Origin of the sequence: Kosakonia sp. R1.Fl, from assembly GCF_023516815.1 — a bacterium.
Classification (GTDB): domain Bacteria; phylum Pseudomonadota; class Gammaproteobacteria; order Enterobacterales; family Enterobacteriaceae; genus Kosakonia.
The window spans coordinates 3749617-3768711 of record NZ_JAMGSQ010000001.1; the positions used below are offsets into that span (position 1 = coordinate 3749617).

The 19095-nt window shown below is 53.6% G+C and carries 20 protein-coding genes and 1 pseudogene; 8 read left to right on the forward strand and 13 right to left on the reverse strand.

Going from position 1 to position 19095, the window contains the following annotated elements; genetic code table 11:
- Positions 1-34: 34 nt before the first annotated feature.
- Together ttcA and M8Q36_RS25520 are read right to left on the reverse strand one after the other, a co-directional pair.
- Positions 35-970: a tRNA 2-thiocytidine(32) synthetase TtcA gene (gene ttcA, locus M8Q36_RS17780; RefSeq protein WP_016495912.1), complete on the reverse strand. Its 936-nt coding sequence runs from the start codon at positions 968-970 to the stop codon at positions 35-37.
- Positions 970-1223, reverse strand: a pseudogene (locus tag M8Q36_RS25520) (hypothetical protein); the annotation flags it as partial. The pseudogene M8Q36_RS25520 and the gene ttcA, both read right to left, overlap by 1 nt.
- Before the next feature lie 173 nt (positions 1224-1396).
- Here M8Q36_RS25520 and M8Q36_RS17785 point away from each other — a divergent pair.
- The gene (locus tag M8Q36_RS17785; protein WP_249881755.1) at positions 1397-2683 is read left to right on the forward strand and encodes an AppA family phytase/histidine-type acid phosphatase; all 1287 of its coding nucleotides are present in this window, start codon (positions 1397-1399) and stop codon (positions 2681-2683) included.
- Positions 2684-2792: 109 nt separating this feature from the next.
- Here the strand turns inward: M8Q36_RS17785 and M8Q36_RS17790 are convergent, their stop codons facing one another.
- The 6 genes from M8Q36_RS17790 to nifJ form a co-directional block, all read right to left on the reverse strand.
- Positions 2793-3083 carry a helix-turn-helix transcriptional regulator gene (locus M8Q36_RS17790; protein ID WP_249881756.1) on the reverse strand — a complete coding sequence of 97 codons (291 nt, stop codon included), beginning with the start codon at positions 3081-3083 and terminating at the stop codon, positions 2793-2795.
- 157 nt (positions 3084-3240) lie between these two features.
- On the reverse strand, positions 3241-3636 hold the full coding sequence (locus M8Q36_RS17795) for a hypothetical protein (RefSeq protein ID WP_249881757.1): 396 nt from the start codon (positions 3634-3636) through the stop codon (positions 3241-3243).
- Between the two features lie 50 nt (positions 3637-3686).
- Entirely contained in the window at positions 3687-4550 is an 864-nt protein-coding gene (locus tag M8Q36_RS17800) for an MBL fold metallo-hydrolase (protein ID WP_249881758.1), read from the reverse strand.
- 123 nt (positions 4551-4673) lie between these two features.
- Positions 4674-5000 (reverse strand): antibiotic biosynthesis monooxygenase family protein, encoded by a 327-nt coding sequence (locus M8Q36_RS17805; protein ID WP_249881759.1) that lies wholly within the window; start codon positions 4998-5000, stop codon positions 4674-4676.
- A 68-nt stretch (positions 5001-5068) separates the two neighbouring features.
- Entirely contained in the window at positions 5069-5281 is a 213-nt protein-coding gene (locus M8Q36_RS17810; protein ID WP_249881760.1) for a KTSC domain-containing protein, read from the reverse strand.
- A 123-nt stretch (positions 5282-5404) separates the two neighbouring features.
- On the reverse strand, positions 5405-8929 hold the full coding sequence (nifJ, locus tag M8Q36_RS17815) for a pyruvate:ferredoxin (flavodoxin) oxidoreductase (protein ID WP_249881761.1): 3525 nt from the start codon (positions 8927-8929) through the stop codon (positions 5405-5407).
- Positions 8930-9164: 235 nt separating this feature from the next.
- Between nifJ and M8Q36_RS17820 the strand changes: the two genes are divergently transcribed.
- From M8Q36_RS17820 to M8Q36_RS17830, 3 genes are all read left to right on the forward strand, one after another.
- A complete protein-coding gene (locus M8Q36_RS17820) occupies positions 9165-9359 on the forward strand; it encodes a CPCC family cysteine-rich protein (RefSeq protein WP_249881762.1) in 195 nt (64 codons plus the stop codon).
- Between the two features lie 277 nt (positions 9360-9636).
- A complete protein-coding gene (locus M8Q36_RS17825; protein WP_249881763.1) occupies positions 9637-11154 on the forward strand; it encodes a sensor domain-containing diguanylate cyclase in 1518 nt (505 codons plus the stop codon).
- Between the two features lie 247 nt (positions 11155-11401).
- Positions 11402-11668, forward strand: a complete 267-nt coding sequence (locus tag M8Q36_RS17830; protein WP_249881764.1) for a putative hemolysin — start codon at positions 11402-11404, stop codon at positions 11666-11668.
- On the opposite strand, the gene hslJ is transcribed toward M8Q36_RS17830, so the two are convergent.
- From hslJ to M8Q36_RS17845, 3 genes are all read right to left on the reverse strand, one after another.
- Positions 11662-12084, reverse strand: coding sequence for a heat shock protein HslJ (hslJ, locus tag M8Q36_RS17835; RefSeq protein WP_097405954.1), 423 nt, complete (start codon positions 12082-12084; stop codon positions 11662-11664). The two genes, M8Q36_RS17830 and hslJ, sit on opposite strands and share 7 nt — an antisense overlap.
- 111 nt (positions 12085-12195) lie before the next feature.
- Entirely contained in the window at positions 12196-13185 is a 990-nt protein-coding gene (locus M8Q36_RS17840; protein WP_017457238.1) for a 2-hydroxyacid dehydrogenase, read from the reverse strand.
- A 120-nt stretch (positions 13186-13305) separates the two neighbouring features.
- Positions 13306-13491 (reverse strand): hypothetical protein, encoded by a 186-nt coding sequence (locus M8Q36_RS17845; protein WP_249881765.1) that lies wholly within the window; start codon positions 13489-13491, stop codon positions 13306-13308.
- Positions 13492-13662: 171 nt separating this feature from the next.
- Here M8Q36_RS17845 and M8Q36_RS17850 point away from each other — a divergent pair, with 171 nt between their 5' ends.
- The 3 genes from M8Q36_RS17850 to M8Q36_RS17860 are packed head-to-tail and all read left to right on the forward strand — an operon-like array spanning position 13663 to position 16824.
- Positions 13663-16302 carry a YdbH family protein gene (locus M8Q36_RS17850; protein ID WP_249881766.1) on the forward strand — a complete coding sequence of 880 codons (2640 nt, stop codon included), beginning with the start codon at positions 13663-13665 and terminating at the stop codon, positions 16300-16302.
- Positions 16299-16490, forward strand: a complete 192-nt coding sequence (locus M8Q36_RS17855; RefSeq protein ID WP_249881767.1) for a YnbE family lipoprotein — start codon at positions 16299-16301, stop codon at positions 16488-16490. The genes M8Q36_RS17850 and M8Q36_RS17855 overlap by 4 nt, the downstream gene beginning before the upstream one ends.
- A gap of 7 nt (positions 16491-16497) precedes the next feature.
- Complete coding sequence (locus M8Q36_RS17860; RefSeq protein WP_017457242.1) at positions 16498-16824, forward strand: YdbL family probable chaperone protein; 327 nt, start codon at positions 16498-16500, stop codon at positions 16822-16824.
- Here M8Q36_RS17860 and M8Q36_RS17865 read toward each other — a convergent pair.
- Positions 16796-17710 carry a LysR family transcriptional regulator gene (locus tag M8Q36_RS17865; RefSeq protein WP_249881768.1) on the reverse strand — a complete coding sequence of 305 codons (915 nt, stop codon included), beginning with the start codon at positions 17708-17710 and terminating at the stop codon, positions 16796-16798. The two genes, M8Q36_RS17860 and M8Q36_RS17865, sit on opposite strands and share 29 nt — an antisense overlap.
- Positions 17711-17938: 228 nt before the next feature.
- On the opposite strand from M8Q36_RS17865, the gene M8Q36_RS17870 reads away from it, so the two are divergent.
- Complete coding sequence (locus M8Q36_RS17870) at positions 17939-18379, forward strand: MarR family winged helix-turn-helix transcriptional regulator (RefSeq protein ID WP_249881769.1); 441 nt, start codon at positions 17939-17941, stop codon at positions 18377-18379.
- A 52-nt stretch (positions 18380-18431) separates the two neighbouring features.
- Here the strand turns inward: M8Q36_RS17870 and azoR are convergent, their stop codons facing one another.
- Positions 18432-19037, reverse strand: coding sequence for an FMN-dependent NADH-azoreductase (gene azoR / locus M8Q36_RS17875; protein WP_016495929.1), 606 nt, complete (start codon positions 19035-19037; stop codon positions 18432-18434).
- Between the last annotated feature and the right edge of the window lie 58 nt (positions 19038-19095).

Consider the following 19095-nt stretch of genomic DNA (forward strand, 5'->3'; position numbering starts at 1 on the left):
AAAAGCCTCTCTGGCGAACCAGAGAGGCACAACGTTATTTCACTTCAATGACGTTGAGGCGCAGCTCATCGAGTTGCGAATCATCCTCTTCCGGCTGCCAGCCCGCCGGTTGCAGTGGGATCTCTTCCCGATCAAAAGCCAGATCGCCGCCGTTCACCACTTCAGAACCGTGGGTGATGCCTTTAAAGTCGAACAAATTAATGTCGCTCAGGTGTGAAGGCACCACGTTTTGCATCGCGCTGAACATGGTTTCGATGCGTCCAGGATAGCGTTTGTCCCAGTCACGCAGCATATCGGCAATGACCTGGCGTTGCAGGTTCGGCTGGGAGCCACACAGGTTGCACGGAATAATGGGGAACCCTTTGGCTTCTGAGAAGCGCTCAATATCTTTTTCGCGGCAGTACGCCAGCGGGCGAATCACAATGTGTTTACCGTCATCGCTCATCAGTTTTGGCGGCATCCCTTTCATTTTTCCGCCGTAGAACATGTTCAAAAACAGCGTTTGCAGGATGTCATCGCGGTGGTGACCAAGGGCGATCTTTGTCGCACCCAGCTCCGTCGCTGTGCGGTAAAGAATGCCGCGACGTAAGCGTGAGCAGAGCGAACAGGTGGTTTTGCCTTCCGGGATCTTCTCTTTAACGATACCGTACGTGTTTTCTTCAACAATTTTGTATTCCACACCCAGCGTATCCAGATACTGCGGCAGAATATGTTCCGGGAAACCCGGCTGCTTCTGGTCGAGGTTAACGGCCACCAGCGAAAAGTTTACCGGGGCGCTCTGTTGCAGGTTGCGCAAAATTTCCAGCATGGTGTAACTGTCTTTACCGCCAGAAAGGCAAACCATAATGCGATCGCCTTCTTCAATCATGTTGAAGTCGGCAATGGCCTCGCCCACGTTACGGCGCAGACGCTTTTGCAATTTGTTGAGGTTGTACTGTTCTTTCTTGGTAATCTCTTGCTTTTCAATCATTATTTTGTCTCTGGAAGCAGGGGCACCGCAGGGGCAAACCACATCATAAAACGGCAACTGTTGTTTAGCATGCCTCTTTGATCCTGGTTCATTTCCTCTCGCCATGCACCGTAAATTTCGTAAACCCTTTGCCCCTTTCATGCCTGTCAACTGGCGATGAAAACGGGCTTGTGCCGGCAGTCAAAAACCAGCAGGCAAAAGTATGTCGCGTATGGTACGGATTCCGGCGACGAATACCAGCACGTTTTACGGCTGGCAGCAGGCGCAGGCAATAAATGAAAGGGGCGTCGCTCATCTTTTTTCAGGTGCGGGATAAAACCTATTCATCAATACAGGAGTAGAATTATTTCGCCAGGATGTGTAATCAGTTTGCGAAGAAACAAGCGGTTATCTACTCATCGAAGGGAGGTCAACGTGATAAGAGCAATGATTGTTCGCGCAGGAGTGTTACTACTTTTCTTTTTTTCATTTCAATTGCAGGCCAAAGACGACACCGGAATGACGCTGGAGCGCGTGGTGATCGTTAGTCGTCACGGGGTGCGCGCGCCAACCAAGTTCACGCCACAAATGCGCGAAGTGACACCTTTTCAGTGGCCCAAGTGGGATGTGCCGCTGGGATGGCTCACGCCGCGCGGAGGGCAACTTATTTCTGCACTGGGGCATTATCAGCGTTTGCGGCTGGCAGATACGGGGTTACTGACAGATAAAACCTGCCCGGATGAGCGGCATGTGGCAGTGATTGCCGATACCGATCAACGAACCCGCAAAACAGGTGAAGCATTCCTGGCGGGGCTGGCGCCTGGATGTCCTGTTCCTGTGCATTATCAGCAAGACAAATCGAAGACAGACCCGCTCTTTAACCCGATAAAAACGGGTAAATGTGCATTTAACACAGCGGCGGTGAAAGCGGCGATTTTAACGAAAGCGGGAGGAAATATTGAGCAATTCACGCAGCAATATCAGCCAGCTTTTCAGACTCTGGAGCACGTTTTAAATTTCCCTGCCTCAGAGAAATGCAAAACCGCCGGGGATAACCGAGTGTGTTCATTCACCAAAAATATCCCCACCAGACTCAACATCAAGCCTGATAACGTCTCCTTGCCTGGCGCGTGGGGGCTTTCTTCAACGCTCACGGAAATCTTTCTCCTGCAGCAAGCTCAGGGGATGGCGGACGTGGCGTGGGGAAGGATCGCTGGAGACAAAGAATGGCAATCGTTATTAAGCCTGCATAATGCCCAGTTTGATCTGTTACAAAGAACACCTGAAGTGGCGCGGAACCGGGCGACCCCCTTACTTGATTTAATACGCACGGCATTAACCACCAACGGCGCTGATCAGAATCATTACGGCATCACGTTTCCTGTTTCTGTGTTGTTTATTGCCGGACATGATACCAACCTCGCCAATCTCAGCGGTGCGTTAGATCTTAACTGGTCGCTGCCATCACAACCCGATAATACCCCGCCGGGCGGAGAGTTGGTTTTCGAACGCTGGAAACGGGTAAGCGACAACACGAACTGGGTTCAGGTGTCGTTCGTTTATCAGACCCTGCAGGAGATGAGAGAGAGGCGCGCTTTCTCGCGGGATAACCCGCCGGGGCGGGTGGATCTTGCGCTCAAGGCGTGCAGTGAGAAGAATGCGCAGGGCATGTGTTCCTTAAACAGTTTTGCAAAGCTGATTGAATCAGTGCGCGTCGCTGATTGCGGCTTATGAAACACGGCTTTTCGCCAGGAAGTGTGCTGCGAAATCCTGTGCCCTGAATATTGATAGAGAAACAGGGCACAGGCGATGCGTGCTTAATACGCCATTGAGCCTGTTCGTATTAGCGAAAAACTGAAGGTTCAGCGCCGTAGCGTTTACTGAACTGACGGCTGAAACTGGCGACCGACGCGTAGCCAACACGCGCGGCAACTGTTTTTATCGGTATGCGGGTTGTCATCAGTAACTGAAGCGCACCGGCAATGCGTGCATCGGTGATCACCGCGCTGAGCGTGGTATTTTCAGCCGCAAGACGGCGGCGAAGTGTGGCGCCGCTAATATTGAGCCGCTCTTCAATCTCACCGGTAGACCAGTGATGCGCCGGATCACTGCTTACCATGTTGCGTATCGTCATAGCTATCCCCGGCGGCTGAAGACGCAACAAACCGTGATGTCCCATCTCAAACAATCTGATCACAATCTCAAGCATTGTATGTATTGATAGTGCCCGGTTTCCGGCCCGCAGCGCGGCGATCCAGCGGGTCATCGGGGCGATAAATTGTGCCAGCGGTTCAGCAGCGATGTTCCCGGGCTCTGCCGGGGGGTAAGACGCGCAGTAAGAGCCGGGCAGCCTCAAGTTGCTCCTCGGCCATTAACACCGTCAGCGCGAGAAACTCGCCGCTGTCGGGATCGGGCGTACATTCAATATCGATGCTACGGGCGTTGGGGAATACCAGCATCTCGCCGGGTGATACGCAGAGCCACTGATTCTGCTCGCGGTAACGAAATGTGCCGCGCAGGGGAAAGGAGAATGTCGCACCGTCGACCTGAAACTTATTAACCTGCCAGCTTTGCATGGCACGCAGGCAACAGCAGGGAAAGGCGTGTTCGGAACGGACCAGATCCAGCAGCGCATTGAGCAATATTTCTGTTTCGCGCGCATCGGCGTGTAAAGCGGGGCTTATCATTCGATCTTCTCTGCAAGGCCGGTTCCGGCAGGTTTTCCTGCCGGAGAAACTTACATCGCGTAATTTAACGCGTAGCTTTTACCGCTACGGCTAAGTTTTGCCATGGTCGGGAGGTTAAAGTGCATACCGCAAACGGCAATATTCTCTGTCGCGACGCGATCCAGCAGAGCGCAGCGCGTTTTTTCTGCTAACACCGGGTCGCGATCATAGGCAATGGAGACGTCAGGTCGGGCTATCTGGATATGCGGAAAATGGACAATATCCCCCCAGATAAGCAAAGAGTCTTTTTCATTGCCAAGCAGAAAACCGCTGTGCCCTGGGGTATGACCAAAAAGCGGCACCGCCTGAATATCGGGCAGAATATCCTCTTGCTTAAAGGTCACCAGCCGGTCGTCGTACGCGCTGAATGCATTCCTTGCGATGTCATATGAGCGCTTGAGCCCCTCCGGTGCGCTGGCATACAGCGTTTCATCCCGCCAGAAGGCGAGCTCTTTCTCATGCACGAACAGGCGTTGCACGTTACTGAACAGAGGAGTCTGCTGCGGGCCGGCAAGACCGCCAATATGATCGCGGTGACCGTGGGTTAACAGGATGGTGTCGATACGCAGTGGGTCAATGCCCGCTGCGGCAAGAGCTGCAGGTAACTCACCGCTTGCGCCGTCAGGCGTACCGGTTCCGCTATCGATAAGAATGGTGTGTCCGGCGGTTTCGACCACGCAGGCATTAATATTCATGCGCGGCAGGGGCGAAACGCTACTCGCGTTCAGTAACGCTTCGGCATGGTCGGTTTCAATACCGTTTAACAGCGCAAAATCCCCTTCAAGGTAACCGTCACTGAGTATCGTGACGGTGATGTCCTGCAACTGCAGGCGTTTGATTGCGGGCGTTGGCTCAAGCGTCCGGGATGTCATCATAATCCTCGCTTTGTTTTCATCACACTCCGTTGAATGTCGAATACAGCGTAACGAAAAAGCGTGCGCTTATTTGTTCAATGCGGTGCGTTTTGCGCTCATTGTGCGTGGTGCTCGAGCACACAGTTACTCGTCCAGCGCCTGAAAAGAATACTCTTTTTCCACCAGGCAGATGCGGGTCGTGAACGAGTGATACCACTTTTCACGCCCGGTTTTCTGCGCAATGAGATGCCCGGCGTTCATCTTCCAGTTTTTGATGGCGTCAAGCGATGCCCAGTAAGAGACGGTAATGCCGACCTCTTCACGGGCAGAATCCACGCCCAGGAAGCCGGGTTGATTCACCGCCAGTTCCATCATGCGATCGGACATGGCGCCGTAGCCATCATCAACAGCGGTGCGCACGGAGGTGAAAATCACTGCGTAATAGGGTGTGGGGTGGTTGAATGCTGACATAGCGGTTCCTGATACAGGTTGTCTGATCTCCATCCTGACAGGAATTTTACGCAGCGGTAGCTACCTGTTCAGGCGACTTTTCTTTCCGGATATTTGCCTTTTACCACGCCATCATAAAAACGGCCTTTGGAAACCACGGTAAGAAACAGGGAAAAGATACGTTCCGGCACGCCCAGATACTGGTAGACGCTTTTATCGTGAAAACAGATTTCCAGTGTGCGGGTGCGTTGGTCATAACCGACAGAAGCGATGCGTGATGAGGTAACTGCGTGATGCTGCATAAAATCGCTCCTTGCCGTGCGGGCTGAAACGGTGATTATCAGCGAGCTTCCTGCGGGTGTCATGCAAAATCGGTGCGTTAAAAAAGCCACCGGCATCAACCGGTGGCTTTTCGGCGGCTAGCCTTATTCTGCCGCGTTTTTCTCCGCTTTACCTGCCAGCTGAGCCAGGAAGTCGTAGCGTTTTTGCAGGTCGGCTGCGGCATCTTTCCATAGCTGTTCTGCCACCTCCGGTTGCTGCGCGTTCAGGCGACGGAAGCGCTGCTCATTAAGCAGGGTCTCTGCCAGTGCATCTGACGGCGGCCGAGAATCCAGCGCCAGTGGAATTTTTCCTTCCTTTTCGCGGCGCGGATCGTAGCGGTACAGCGGCCAGAAGCCGGTTGCTGTGAGCTGTCGCATTTGATCGTGGCTCAGCGCCAAGTCATAGCCGTGCTCTTCACAGGGGCTGTAAGCGATAATCAGCGACGGGCCGGGGTAGGCTTCTGCTTCCTGAATGGCTTTCACCGTCTGGTTGAGTTGCGCGCCGAGCGAAATCTGCGCGACGTAAACGTGACCGTACATCATCATGCTGACGCCCAAATCTTTGCGCGCCTTGCGTTTGCCATGCTCGCCAAATTTGGTCACGGCGCCCAGCGGCGTGGCTTTTGAGGCCTGGCCGCCGGTGTTGGAGTAACACTGGGTATCGAGCACCAGAATATTGACGTTCTCGGTCAGGCTCAGTACATGATCGAGGCCGCCAAAGCCGATATCGTACGCCCAGCCGTCGCCGCCAATCAGCCAAATCGATTTTTCGACCAGCGCATCGGCATCGGTCAACAGTTGTTGCGCGCCTTCCACTGACGCCAGCGCGGTACGCAGCTCTGCCACTTGTACGCGGCGCGCTTCCGGGGTCGCTTCCGCGTGCAAGGCCGCGTTCAGTTCCGCCGGAATATGCTCCGCAAATTGATCAACCAACCGCATAACGCGCAGGCGGTGTTGATCCACACTTAAGCGGAACCCAAGACCGAACTCGGCGTTATCTTCAAACAGCGAGTTCGCCCATGCTGGCCCGCGCCCGTTTTCATCGGTGGTGTAGGGCGTCGAGGGCAGGTTACCGCCATAAATCGATGAACAACCAGTGGCATTGGCGATCATCATCCGGTCGCCATACAACTGCGTCAGCAGTTTGATATACGGCGTTTCGCCGCAGCCTGAGCACGCCCCGGAATATTCAAACAGCGGGGTAATCAGCTGTGAGGTACGAATATCGATGCGCTCCAGTTTGCTGCGGTCGATCTCCGGCAGATCGAGGAAGAAGTCATAATTCACTTTCTCTTCTTCGACATGTTCAAGGCGCGACATCATATTGATGGCTTTGATGTCCGGGTCCTGGCGATCTTTTGCCGGGCAAACTTCCACGCACAGGTTACAGCCGGTGCAATCTTCCGGCGCGACTTGCAGCACATATTTCTGCCCGCGCATATCGCGGGATTTTACATCCAGTGAATGCAGGCTCGACGGGGCATTTTCCATCGCCTGCGGCGAGACCACTTTGGCGCGGATCGCCGAGTGCGGGCAGGCGGCAACGCAGTGGTTACACTGGGTGCAAAGCTCCTCTTTCCAGACTGGGATCTCTTCGGCGATATTGCGTTTCTCCCAGCGCGTGGTGCCAACCGGCCAGGTACCGTCCGGCGGCAGCGCGGAAACGGGCAATGCATCGCCAAGACCGGCCAGCATGGCCGCCGTCACGGTTTTCACGAAATCGGGTGCCGAATCAGAGACCACCGGCGGGCGATGGGCACTTTGCGGATTAACCGCTTCCAGCGGTACTTCAAATAACGATTCGCGGGCCATTGCCAACGCCTGCCAGTTTCGCTCCACCAGCTCCTGACCTTTACTGCTGTAGCTTTTGGCAATCGCACCCTGCAATTCAGCCAGCGCGCTGTCGCCCGGCAGAATATTGGTGAGATGGAAGAACGCCATTTGCATGACGGTGTTAATGCGGGCGGCAAGTCCACATTCACGGGCGATTTTTGCGGCGTTAATCACATAGAGACGCGCTTTTTTCTGGTTGAGCACCGCCTGCACTTCCTGCGGCAAACGTGACCAGACTTCATCGGCGCTGTAAGGCGTGTTGAGCAGGAAAATACCGCCCGGTTTCAGGCGCTCGGCCATCAGGTATTTATCGATAAACTGCAACTGGTGGCAACCAACAAAATCCGCCTGTGACACCAGATAAGCCGAGTTGATCGGTTTTTCACTGACGCGCAGGTGCGAAACTGTCAGGCCGCCAGCCTTTTTCGAGTCATAGACAAAATAACCCTGCGCATACCACGGCGTAGAGTTACCGATAATCTTGATATTGTTCTTGGTCGCCGACACGCTACCGTCACTGCCAAGCCCATAGAACAGCGCTTCTAATTTCGCATGCGACGGCAGGGTGTTTTCCGGTAGCGGCAGAGAAAGGTTGGTCACATCGTCGTAAATACCGACGGTAAAACGCGGTTTGGGCTTCGCCGCACGCAGCTCGTTAAAAATGGCCAGCACGCATTCGGGGCCAAACTCTTTTGACGAAAGACCGTAACGCCCGCCAATCACCCGCGGCAGGGTTTCCCGCTCACCGTTATTAAACGCTTCTGCCAGCGCGGTCATCACATCCAGATACAGCGGTTCGGCCAGGGCGCCCGGTTCTTTGGTGCGATCCAGCACGGCAACGGTTTTCGCGCTTTCCGGCAACACGGACAACAGATGCGCGGCGCTGAACGGGCGATAGAGGCGCACTTTCAACACGCCGACTTTTTCCCCGCGCGTCAGCAGCTCATCGACCACCTCTTCGCAGGTACCGATCGCCGAGCCCATCAGCACGATCACGCGATCGGCTTGCGGGTGACCATAATATTCAAAAGGTTTGTACTGCCGCCCGGTGGCGGTAGCGAAATCGTCCATCGCCTGCGCAACGTGCGCGTACACCGCGTTGTACCACGGGTTGGTCGCTTCGCGAGACTGGAAATAGGTGTCCGGATTGGCAGACGTACCACGGATCACCGGATGCTCCGGGTTGAGCGCGCGGGCACGATGCGCATCAATTTCCGCTTGAGGAAGCAGGTTGCGGATCGTGTCATCTGCCAGCGGCACGATTTTATTGATTTCGTGCGAGGTGCGAAAACCATCAAAGAAATGAATGAATGGCACCCGGCTTTTCAGTGTCGCCATGTGCGAAATGAGCGCGAAATCTTGTGCTTCCTGCACGCTACTGGCAGCGAGCATCGCACAACCGGTCTGGCGAACCGCCATCACGTCGGAATGATCGCCAAAAATGGAGAGCGCGTGGGTGGCAACGGTGCGCGCGGCGACGTGCAGAACAAACGGCGTTAACTGGCCCGCCAGCTTGTAAAGAGTGGGGATCATCAGCAGCAAACCCTGCGATGAGGTAAACGAGGTCGATAGCGCACCGGTCTGCAAAGCTCCGTGTACGGCGGCAATCGCCCCCGCTTCCGACTGCATTTCCACGACGCGCGGCGTGTCGCCCCAGATATTTTTCAGGCCGTTTCCGGCCCAGGCATCTGCCTGTTCAGCCATCGTCGAGCTGGGAGTAATGGGGTATATGGCGATAACTTCACTGGTGCGGAAAGCGACTGACGCGACCGCGCCATTACCGTCAATAGTAATCATATGGCACCCTTGCATTGCTCAATAGAAAGGGGCTTGTGAAACGGCAACAAGCCCTGTAATTATCCTGTTATTTTAGCAAACCAATGCGCGCGCAATTTTCGCTTTTGTGTCCTGAGGTATAACGGGAATCAATGAATTGCGATTTAATGGCAGGTGATGGCGAGACCTGGTGACACGTGTGCAGGCGTTGCCTGTTACTCTCGCGCCGGAATGCATTAAAAGAGGGAGACAATCAATGGCAAAACAACTTTTGCGCTGCCCTTGCTGCGGTGGCGAAACGCTAACAGAAAGCGGTGCGTGGGAGATCTGCCCTGTTTGCCACTGGGAGGATGATCCGCTGCAGGCAGAAAACCCTGATTTGGCGGGTGGGGCGAATGCGCAGAGTCTTAATGACGCTAAAAAAGCGTATCGTCGACAATTCCCAACATAACGGCGCAGCGATGGCTGCGCTGCACGATAATAGAACATGGAATCATCCCAATGGCCATGTACGGTAAATGATGGAGGTTGGTAAAAGCGCGCTGTATAAGAAAGAGATGATCATCTTTTCTTAACCAACAGTGACTTGCAATACTGCTATTATCGGCCGTTGCGTTTGAGCGCGGTAAATAGCTTATCGAATTAAATCTTCAAATGTATGTTTCTTGCTAATTGAGATTTACAGTTACAGTGGTTCTTGTGAAGGAGTCGTAGCGGGTAAAAATAAGATGAAAAAAGAGACCTTTTTTGCGGCAAGTTTCATTACTGTTGTCTTTTTCGCGATATCCATCACGTTAGTTGTTCAGATCCTGAGTACCAAAACCCATACGCGGAACGAACTTAATACGAATATATCCAACCTGAGTCATACCCTTGATACCTATTCGGAGGGGATTATTCGGCAAAGCGAGATGTTGATAAAAAACATTTCTGACATAACGGAAATATATGGCATGGATCCCGGACAGTTATTGAATATTAAGAAAATACTCGCCGACCAGAATCAGCTTCTCACCCAGTTGAATAACATTATTATTTATGATGACAAAGGAAATAAAGTTATCGCTTTGCAGGAGAACTTTATGGGCAGGAGTAACAGCGCTGACCGATTTTTCTTCATCCACCATCGGGATAATAATTCAAAGGAGATCTTTATCGGCCCGCCAGTGGTGAGCAGAACGAATGGTCAGTGGGTGATCACCGTTAGCCGACGGCTGGAAGATAACGAAGGGAATTTTAAAGGGGTTGCTGTATTAACGCTGAACATCGCCACTTTTTTGCAAACCTATGGAAAACTGGACATTGGAAAACAGGGCGCGATTGCGTTGACCAGTGACTCTGGAATCGTGCTTTTACGTTATCCTTTTGATGCTAAATATATGGGCAGGGAAATTTCGGACTCGCCATTATTTACGGATTATTTAAAAAGAGGGAATTCCGGGATCGCAACGTCTGTTTCGCGCTTCGATAAAATAGAACGTATTTATTCATTTCAAAAAAATAAACGCTATGGTTTGGTTACCACCGTTGCCGTTAGCGTGGATGAAGCCATGGCCTCGTGGCGTCGTCAGTCTGAAATCCTTGCTGCAATCATCTTGTTTCTAATCGGCTGCGTCAGTTTTTCCAGCTATTACCTTATTCTGGATGTTCGCAATCGTATCCGCATCGGTAAAGAACTGTCGGCAGCAAAAGAATCTCTGGCGTCTGAGAATGCCGAGCTGCAAGTGATGGCGACAGAAGATGGTTTAACTGGGCTTGCGAATCGGCGCAAATTCGATGAGGCTTTAGTCGCCGAAGTGGCGAAATGTGCCAGTAACAAACGGCAGATTGCACTGCTATTAATTGATGTCGATTACTTTAAAAAATATAACGACAATTACGGGCATATTGCTGGTGATAGCTGTTTACAAGCAGTCGCCGAAACGTTGAAAAAGACCATTAGCGAAACGCCTTTTCTGGCCGCCAGATATGGCGGGGAAGAGTTTGTGGTTATTCTGCCTGAAACGGATGCGCGCTTCGCAGAGAATATGGCCAGAAAAATAGGCCGTAATATTAAGGCCGGGAATATTCCCCACCCGCAAAGCCCGCTTGGCGTCGTGAGTGTGAGCATTGGTGTTGCCGCCGGGTTTGCCGCTGCACTAAAGGGTAACGAAGCGACGCTCATCGAATTCGCGGATGAGGCGCTTTATGCGGCGAAATCTTCAGGACGTGACCGTGTGGTCACCTCAAACCGCCAAATTGCGTGATGAGCACAAAGCGTGCCATTTGTGGCGACGTAGCCTGTTGAACGCCTGCCACTGAACCTGAGTTGACGAACCCGCTGAATCCCTGTTTGCGACGAATTGTGTTCACCCGTCCCAAAAAGCGCAAAAAAATGTTTCCAGGTCGCATAAAGATGCTTTTCAGCTCTCGACGTATTGCGTCTTGCTGCCTATGATGCTTGGGTTTCGCTTTTTTTAATTATCCTGAGGACACAGGGGCAGGGGGAGAGAAATGCGCGCAGCGTTTTTAGTAGGATGTGCCGCTTTATTATTATCGGCATGCAGCAGTGAACCCGTTCAGAAAGCGACCGCAGCACACGTTGCGCCAGGGCTTAAAGCCGCGATGTCAAATGGTGGTCAGGCGAATTGCGCGATGATTGGTGGTTCGTTGTCAGTTGCCCGGCAACTCGATGGTTCAATGGTGGGAATGTGCGCTTTACCAAATGGCAAACGCTGCAGTGAGCAGTCGCTTGCCACCGGGAGCTGCGGCAGTTACTGAGCCTTCGCCGCGCGCGTGTAAATCAGGGTTTGCGTCGCCGTCGCCAGCGTCAGCTGGTTGTCAGTAAGATCAACCTGCGCGCCTTCGCTGAGCATCGCATTAATGGTGTGGTCCAGTTCATTACGCTGCTGGTCAGGGCAAAGCATCATGGTCATGCCCATCTGTTTGACGGTCAATTTGCCTTCAGAGAGTTTTCCCTGGCCCATAAAGCCGTTGCACATTTTGCCGGATACGCGCAGGTCTTTATCAAAACGGATTTCCGGTGCCGGGTCATTACCCTGCACGGCCTGACCGTTTACAGTGGTCAGCACAAATCGTTGGTCTGCCAGTTGCTGTGGCTTCAATGTGTCGGTGCGGGAACTCACGCAGCCAGAAAGCACTACGCTCAACGCAACCAAAGTCATAATTTTCTTCATCTCGTCCTCTAAGGGGTTATCCATCACGTGGGGGATTCTAACAGGCTTAGCCTGGGCGTCATCGGGGTTTGTCCGAAAGGGTTCCCGTGCAGGCAGGGGAACCCCGGACAATCAGGCCAGCGCGTTCGGGCAGGTTTCGCCGTCGCGTAACTGGCGCAGGTTTTCCAGCGTTGTTTCGGAAATGCTAATCAACGCCTCGGCCGTCAGGAATGCCTGGTGGCCGGTAAACAGCACGTTGTGGCAGGCTGATAAGCGACGGAACACGTCGTCCTGAATAACATCGTTGGATTTATCTTCAAAGAACAGATCGCGTTCGTTTTCATACACATCCATTCCCAGCGCGCCGATTTTTTGCGTTTTCAGCGCTTCTATTGCCGCTTGCGAATCCACTAATCCGCCGCGGCTGGTATTGATGATCATCACGCCATCTTTCATCTGAGCAAAGGCGTCGCGGTTAAGCAGGTGGAAGTTTTCTGGCGTGAGCGGGCAGTGCAGGGAGATAACATCCGCCTGCGAAAACAGCGTCGGCAGATCAACATACTCCACACCAAGCTCCAGCGCCGCTGCGCTCGGATACGGATCGAACGCCAGCAGGCGCATGCCAAACCCTTTCAGAATGCGCAGGGCGGCAACGCCAATTTTACCGGTGCCGATAACACCCGCCGTTTTACCGTACATGGTGAAACCGGTCAGCCCTTCCAGGGAAAAGTTAGCATCGCGGGTACGCTGATACGCGCGGTGAATGCGGCGGTTCAGGGTCATCATCATGCCAATGGCATGCTCCGCCACCGCTTCCGGTGAGTAGGCCGGAACACGCACGACCTGCAACCCCAGCTCTTTTGCCGCGTCGAGATCAACGTTGTTGAACCCGGCACAGCGCAGGGCGATAAACTTCACGCCGAGCTTTTTCAGCTCTTCCAGCACCGGGCGGCTGCCATCGTCGTTAACAAAAATGCAGACCCCATCACAGCCGTTCGCGGTTTTGGCAGTCTTTTCGGTTAACAGAAAGTCGAAAAATTCAAGATCGTAGCCATATTTCTCGTTTACCTGCTGCAAATACTTTTTATCGTATTGCTTTGTGCTGTATATCGCGAGTTTCATAAGACTTTCTCCAATGGTTTTCTACCCACATTATCACGTTTTAAAATTATTATGTAAACGTTCAAAATTTATTGACAACCATGGGTGCGGTGAATGTGTTCAGTTTCAGTATATCCGCTGCTAGCGCAATTGTTTCAACGAGCCAATGGCGCTCCAGTTGATCGCCAGAGCGGTGAATACGCCGATAAGCCATGGAATTTTGGAGTCGTGAAAGTAGTTAGCACTGAGATAATCGCTGAAGGTAAAGCAGGTGAAAACGGTGGCACCGATAAACCAGCCGCGAATTAAAGAGCCTTTGGTGAACATACGTTGAATCCATAAATTAATGATATTAAAACACTATTTTCTGTAACTACTGAAAATGCAATCGCCAGACTATGATTAAAACGACTCGCGCCTTCAAAGGGGCGGTCAAACATGCCACAATAACCGCCAGAATCGGCTTAATCACATGCAAAATCAGGATATTAGCTACCCATGAAGGGTAAATACAAAGCCGCCATCGCCCTGGTGTTACTGTTCATTCTGTTGCCGCTTACGCTGCTACTGACGCTTGCGCAATGGGTGCCGACGCTGGTCGGGATCTGGTTGCCAGCCGGCACGCGTATCGCCATGGAAGAGAGCCCGCGCTTCACCCGACATGCGTTAAAAATCCCCGATCTGCGCTATCTGGCTGGTGATTGTCAACTGGCGTCGTTACAGGACGCCGAACTGACACACCCCAGCCGCTGGCAGCTTCATATTGGCGCGCTGGATATTAACACCGCCTGCCTGAATAAACTGCCACAAAGTGAAACTGTTTCTGACGCGCCGCGTACGCTGGCCGAATGGCAAGCCTTGCTCCCGTATAGCTGGCTGACGGTGGAGCGTTTTACCGTTTCTCCCTGGAAAACATGGGCAGGCAAATTATCCGCGTCGTTGACACCGGATGTGCAGCAACTCACTTATTCTGGCGAGCGCGTTGAACTCAATGCCCGCTTAAAGGGGCAGGTGTTAACGATTAGCCGCATGGCGCTGCGTCTTGTCGATGGTCAGCCGCCGTTTACGCTCGGTGGTGAATTTACCCTGCCGGACGTTCCAGATAGTGTTCCCGTTAACGGACATATGGAAAGCACCTTAACCCTGTCGCAGCAACCGGGCGTGGTGGATGTCGATCTCGACTGGCGCGATAACGAAGGGCAACTGGTGGTCATGGCGCGCGATCAGGGCGATCCGCTGCTCGATCTGCCGTGGCAGCTTACGCCCGAACAATTGACCATCAGCGATGGGCGCTGGAACTGGCCTTATCAGGGTTTTCCGCTAAGCGGTCGTGTTGGCTTGAAAGTGGATAACTGGCAGCAGGGGCTGGAAAAGGCGCAGTTCAGTGGCCGGTTAAACGTGCTGACGCAGGGCGACGCCGGGAAAGGCAATGCGGTGCTGACCATTGGCCCTGGTCGTCTTGGTATCGACAAGAATGATATGCCGCTGCAGCTGACCGGCGAAGCAAAGCAGGGCGATCTGGTGTTTTATGCGGTACTTCCCGCCCATCTGAGCGGCAGCGCTGACGATCCGCAACTGGCTTTTACGCCTGGCGCGCTGCTGCGCTCGCGCGGGCGGGTGATTGATTCGTTAAATATAGATGAAGTGCGCTGGCCGCTGGCGGGCGTTAAGTTGACTCAGCATGGTATTGACGGGCGTTTACAGGCGATCCTTCGCGCGCATGAAAATGCGATGGGGGATTTCCGTCTGCATCTTGATGGTCAGGCGCAGGATTTTCTGCCTGATAACGGCCTGTGGCGCTGGCGCTACTGGGGCGACGGCAATTTCACGCCGATGAACGCACGCTGGGATGTCGCCGGTCGCGGCGAATGGAATAACAACACGATTACGCTTAACGATCTCTCGACCGGCTTTGACCAGTTACAGTATGGCGCGATGCACATGGCTACGCCCCGGTTAGTGCTGGAGGCGCCAGTGAAGTGGGTGCGTGATGCGACAAACCCGCAGTTTACCGGCGCACTGACGCTGGATGCCGGGCAAACCAGCTTCAGCGCGGGAAGTGTCTTACCGCCCTCGACATTGACATTCAGCGTTGAAGGCGATGATCCGACCATGTTTCAGTTTAAAGGCGCGTTGCAGGCCGACACGATTGGCCCGGTGCAGGTTAATGGCCGCTGGGATGGCGAGCGTTTGCGTGGGCAGGCATGGTGGCCGCGCCAGGCGCTCTCGGTATTCCAGCCGCTTATTCCCCCGGACTGGAAAATGAAACTGCTGGATGGCGCACTGTATGCGCAGGTCGCCTTTTCCGCCGCAGCGGATCAAGGCTTTGAAGCAGGCGGTCACGGCGTGCTAAAAAGCGGCAGTGTCTGGACGCCGGACAACCAAATCAGCGGCGTCGATTTTGTGCTGCCATTCCGCTACCGCGAAGGGCGCTGGCAACTGGGAACCCGCAGACCGGTTTCGCTGCGCATCGGGGAGATAACCAACCAGGTGACGGCGAAAAATATCACCGCTGATTTGCAGGGCGCGTGGCCGTGGAGCGAGGATAATCCGCTCGTATTAAGCGATGTCAGCGTCGATGTGCTGGGCGGGAAAGTGACTATGCAGCAGCTACGTATGCCGCAGCACGACCCGGCGCTGTTGCGTCTGAAGCACATTTCTGCCAGCGAGTTGATAAGCGCAGTGAATCCGAAGCAGTTTGCGCTTTCCGGGCCGTTTGACGGCGCGTTGCCGCTGTGGCTGGATAACCCGCAATGGATCATTAAAGATGGCTGGCTGCATAACCCCGGCCCGATGACGCTGCGGATCGATAAAGATACCGCTGACGCGGTGGTGAAGGACAACATGGCGGCGGGCGCGGCGATTAACTGGCTGCGCTATATGGAAATTTCCCGCTCATGGACGAAGATCAATCTGGATAATTTGGGGCTGCTGACGCTGCAGGCCACCCTGCGCGGCACCAGTTTTGTCGATGGCAAAAGCAGTACCGTGAATTTGAACTATACCCATGAGGAGAATGTATTCACCTTATGGCGCAGTTTACGTTTTGGCGACAATTTGCAGTCATGGCTTGAGCAACACGCGGCGCTACCACAAGCCCGCTGCGCGAAGGGCGAAGAGTGTGAGGATAAAAAATGAGAACCCTGAAAGCCGTGCCCGTATTGATGGTGATAATGCTGCTGGCCGCCTGCACGCCGCGCATTGAGGTAGCAGCGCCAAAAGAGCCGATCACCATCAATATGAATGTGAAGATCGAGCATGAAATTCACATCAAAGTGGATAAAGACGTGGAAACCCTGCTGAAAACCCGTAGCGACTTATTCTGAGGCGATGATGAAAAAACGTGTCATAAGCGCGCTGCTGGCCGTTGGCCTATTTAGCGCAACCGCTCAGGCGCTGACGCTCGATGAAGCCCGCACCCAGGGGCGCGTCGGTGAAACGCTCAATGGCTATGTCGCGCCGATAAGCCAGGATAAAGAGACACTAGCGCTGGTGGAGCGCATTAACAAAGCGCGCACTGAGAGCTACCAGCAACTGGCCGATCGTAACAACATCGCGGTAGATGACGTGGCCAGAATGGCCGGGCAGAAACTGGTGGAGCGCGCGAAGCCCGGCGACTATGTGCAGGGCATCAACGGTAAATGGCTGAAGAAACCGTAAGCGGCGCGTTACCTTCCTGGACAAGATGCTGGCGCAACCACGCCAGCGCCTCCTCGGCCCGGCGGGTTAATGGCCACTCGGCACGGTGAATCAGCCACAGAGTATCCACCACATGAACCGGATCGCTGTCGACCTGCAACAACGCCTGGCGAGGATAAGCCAGCCGCGCGTAGCGGGGGAGCACGGTAAACCCCAGCCCGCGCGCCACCGGTTCGGCAATCAACCCGATATGATTAATAAACCCGCTCACTGGCAACGTATGAATGCCCGGATTGCCGGGAAAGCGTCGGCTTAACAGACGTGTTGCCATCGCATTGCCATCCGGGTGGTTAATAAACCCGAGCGTGTGCAAATCCTGCCAGCTATTCAGCGAAAATCCTGCTGGCAACAATAACTCCAGCGGTTCTTCGGTAAATTTATTTGCCACCAGACGGGCGTCATCCGGTTGCTGAGTCACCAGACCTAATTCAAAACGATTCTCTACAATCGCCGTGATCACCGTGTGATCGGGAGCAAAGCGATAGCGAATACTTAACTCCGGGCGGGCTTGCTGCAAATTGAGCAATAACGGGTAGATACGCAGGCCAATGCTGCCTGGGCTTATCACGCTTATCTCTCCACCGTGATGCGCTTTATCATCCAGCCGGTGCATCAGGCGTTTGTTGGCCTGCTCCAGTTCCAGGCAATATTCACGTAACGCAATACCCTGCGGGGTTAATTCCAGCGTGCGTTTGCCGCGTAGCATCAGCGTGCCGGTTTGCTGCTCCAGTTGGCGTATATGCTGGCTCACCGCCGCCTGTGTAATACCAAGCCTGTCGGCGGCGCGGGTGAAAGATCCCGCCTGGATCAGCGCCGAAAAAGAACGTAACAGATGCGGATTAAACATAATGAATATTTATAGAAATGATAAGTGATTGGCTATTTTCATTATAATTAGCCCGGTATAGGCTTGTCGACGCGTCTTAACCAACGACGCTGATTAACGTGGTGAATCTCCCTATGCGGCGGGGCGCTTTGGTCGGTTTTACATTGCTGCGCAGGCTATGGGATCAAACGTAGCCTACCGGGAGGCACCCGGCACCACGCCTCTTATGCTGTATTTCCAGGATCGATTATGGACAACCCGGGACTCTTATCGAGTGTACATTTGCTGTATCTGGCTTCGCATAACTTACGTCTGCTGATCGATGAGAAAGTAAAAGAGTACGAGCTCGGCTTTAATAGCTGGATGGTCCTTGTTTTCATCCGCAACGAGCCAGCCCTATTAACCCAGCGGGAAATCGCCGCGCGGCTGGGGCTAAAAGAGCCGAGCGTCGGCGAGCTTATTAAGCAATTAATGAAACGTAAATACCTGGCCAGAGCCGTGGATGTGCGTGATCGTCGTAAATATGCCATCAAAATCACCGCGCCAGGAGTGGCAACCTATGATGCCGTTCAGCAGGTGTTAATGCCGGTGCTGGGGGATGTGTTTAATGCTCTGGATTTATCACATCTGCAGAAGGCGCTTACCACCATTCTGCTGACCACCAAAGAGTACATTGCGGAAGGTGAATAGCCGGAAAAGCGGGAGAAGGCACCCTCCCACCAGGAGGTGAGAGGGGAAAATCTTAGGCAGCCACCAGGCTGTCGATGGCGGCTTTGGCGTCGGTCTGCGCTTTGGTCGCCACTTCCGGACCGTAAGCAATGCCTTCTGCGAAGACAAAGTTCACATCGGTAATGCCGATAAAGCCGAGGAACAATTTCAGGTACGGCGCAACCAGATCGGACGGGGTGTCTTTATGGATACCACCACGGCTGGAAACCACGATGACACGTTTACCTTTCACCAGACCTTCCGGGCCCGCTTCGGTATAACGGAACGTCACGCCAGCACGCGCCACCAGATCGAAGTAGTTTTTCAGCTGCGTCGGGATGTTGAAGTTGTACATCGGGGCGTTAATGACAATCACGTCATGCGCTTGCAGCTCAGCAATCAGCTCGTCGGAGAGCGCCAGTGCTTCCTGCTGACGCGGTGTCAGCGGGGCATCGCTCGGGCGCAGCGCACCAACCAGCTCGCCATCCAGCACCGGGATCGGATTAGCGGCCAGGTCACGCACGGTAATGTGATCCGCTGCGTGTTTTTCACGCCACTGTTCAACGAAATAATCGGCTAACTGACCAGACTGTGAGTACCCTGCCAGAATACTGGATTTAAGAACTAAAACTTTGCTCATTGGGTGTTTCCTTTATTGTATTTGCAATGGGTTGCCCCGTGACGTCATGACACTCTAT

Excerpts from the sequence above, each read along its gene's own strand:
- ttcA (WP_016495912.1), bottom strand. The coding sequence starts at position 970 with ATGATTGAAAAGCAAGAGATTACCAAGAAAGAACAGTACAACCTCAAC.
- M8Q36_RS17785 (WP_249881755.1), top strand. The coding sequence starts at position 1,397 with ATGATTGTTCGCGCAGGAGTGTTACTACTTTTCTTTTTTTCATTTCAA.
- M8Q36_RS17790 (WP_249881756.1), bottom strand. The coding sequence starts at position 3,083 with ATGACGATACGCAACATGGTAAGCAGTGATCCGGCGCATCACTGGTCT.
- M8Q36_RS17795 (WP_249881757.1), bottom strand. The coding sequence starts at position 3,636 with ATGATAAGCCCCGCTTTACACGCCGATGCGCGCGAAACAGAAATATTG.
- M8Q36_RS17800 (WP_249881758.1), bottom strand. The coding sequence starts at position 4,550 with ATGATGACATCCCGGACGCTTGAGCCAACGCCCGCAATCAAACGCCTG.
- M8Q36_RS17805 (WP_249881759.1), bottom strand. The coding sequence starts at position 5,000 with ATGTCAGCATTCAACCACCCCACACCCTATTACGCAGTGATTTTCACC.
- M8Q36_RS17810 (WP_249881760.1), bottom strand. The coding sequence starts at position 5,281 with ATGCAGCATCACGCAGTTACCTCATCACGCATCGCTTCTGTCGGTTAT.
- nifJ (WP_249881761.1), bottom strand. The coding sequence starts at position 8,929 with ATGATTACTATTGACGGTAATGGCGCGGTCGCGTCAGTCGCTTTCCGC.
- M8Q36_RS17820 (WP_249881762.1), top strand. The coding sequence starts at position 9,165 with ATGGCAAAACAACTTTTGCGCTGCCCTTGCTGCGGTGGCGAAACGCTA.
- M8Q36_RS17825 (WP_249881763.1), top strand. The coding sequence starts at position 9,637 with ATGAAAAAAGAGACCTTTTTTGCGGCAAGTTTCATTACTGTTGTCTTT.
- M8Q36_RS17830 (WP_249881764.1), top strand. The coding sequence starts at position 11,402 with ATGCGCGCAGCGTTTTTAGTAGGATGTGCCGCTTTATTATTATCGGCA.
- hslJ (WP_097405954.1), bottom strand. The coding sequence starts at position 12,084 with ATGAAGAAAATTATGACTTTGGTTGCGTTGAGCGTAGTGCTTTCTGGC.
- M8Q36_RS17840 (WP_017457238.1), bottom strand. The coding sequence starts at position 13,185 with ATGAAACTCGCGATATACAGCACAAAGCAATACGATAAAAAGTATTTG.
- M8Q36_RS17845 (WP_249881765.1), bottom strand. The coding sequence starts at position 13,491 with ATGTTCACCAAAGGCTCTTTAATTCGCGGCTGGTTTATCGGTGCCACC.
- M8Q36_RS17850 (WP_249881766.1), top strand. The coding sequence starts at position 13,663 with ATGAAGGGTAAATACAAAGCCGCCATCGCCCTGGTGTTACTGTTCATT.
- M8Q36_RS17855 (WP_249881767.1), top strand. The coding sequence starts at position 16,299 with ATGAGAACCCTGAAAGCCGTGCCCGTATTGATGGTGATAATGCTGCTG.
- M8Q36_RS17860 (WP_017457242.1), top strand. The coding sequence starts at position 16,498 with ATGAAAAAACGTGTCATAAGCGCGCTGCTGGCCGTTGGCCTATTTAGC.
- M8Q36_RS17865 (WP_249881768.1), bottom strand. The coding sequence starts at position 17,710 with ATGTTTAATCCGCATCTGTTACGTTCTTTTTCGGCGCTGATCCAGGCG.
- M8Q36_RS17870 (WP_249881769.1), top strand. The coding sequence starts at position 17,939 with ATGGACAACCCGGGACTCTTATCGAGTGTACATTTGCTGTATCTGGCT.
- azoR (WP_016495929.1), bottom strand. The coding sequence starts at position 19,037 with ATGAGCAAAGTTTTAGTTCTTAAATCCAGTATTCTGGCAGGGTACTCA.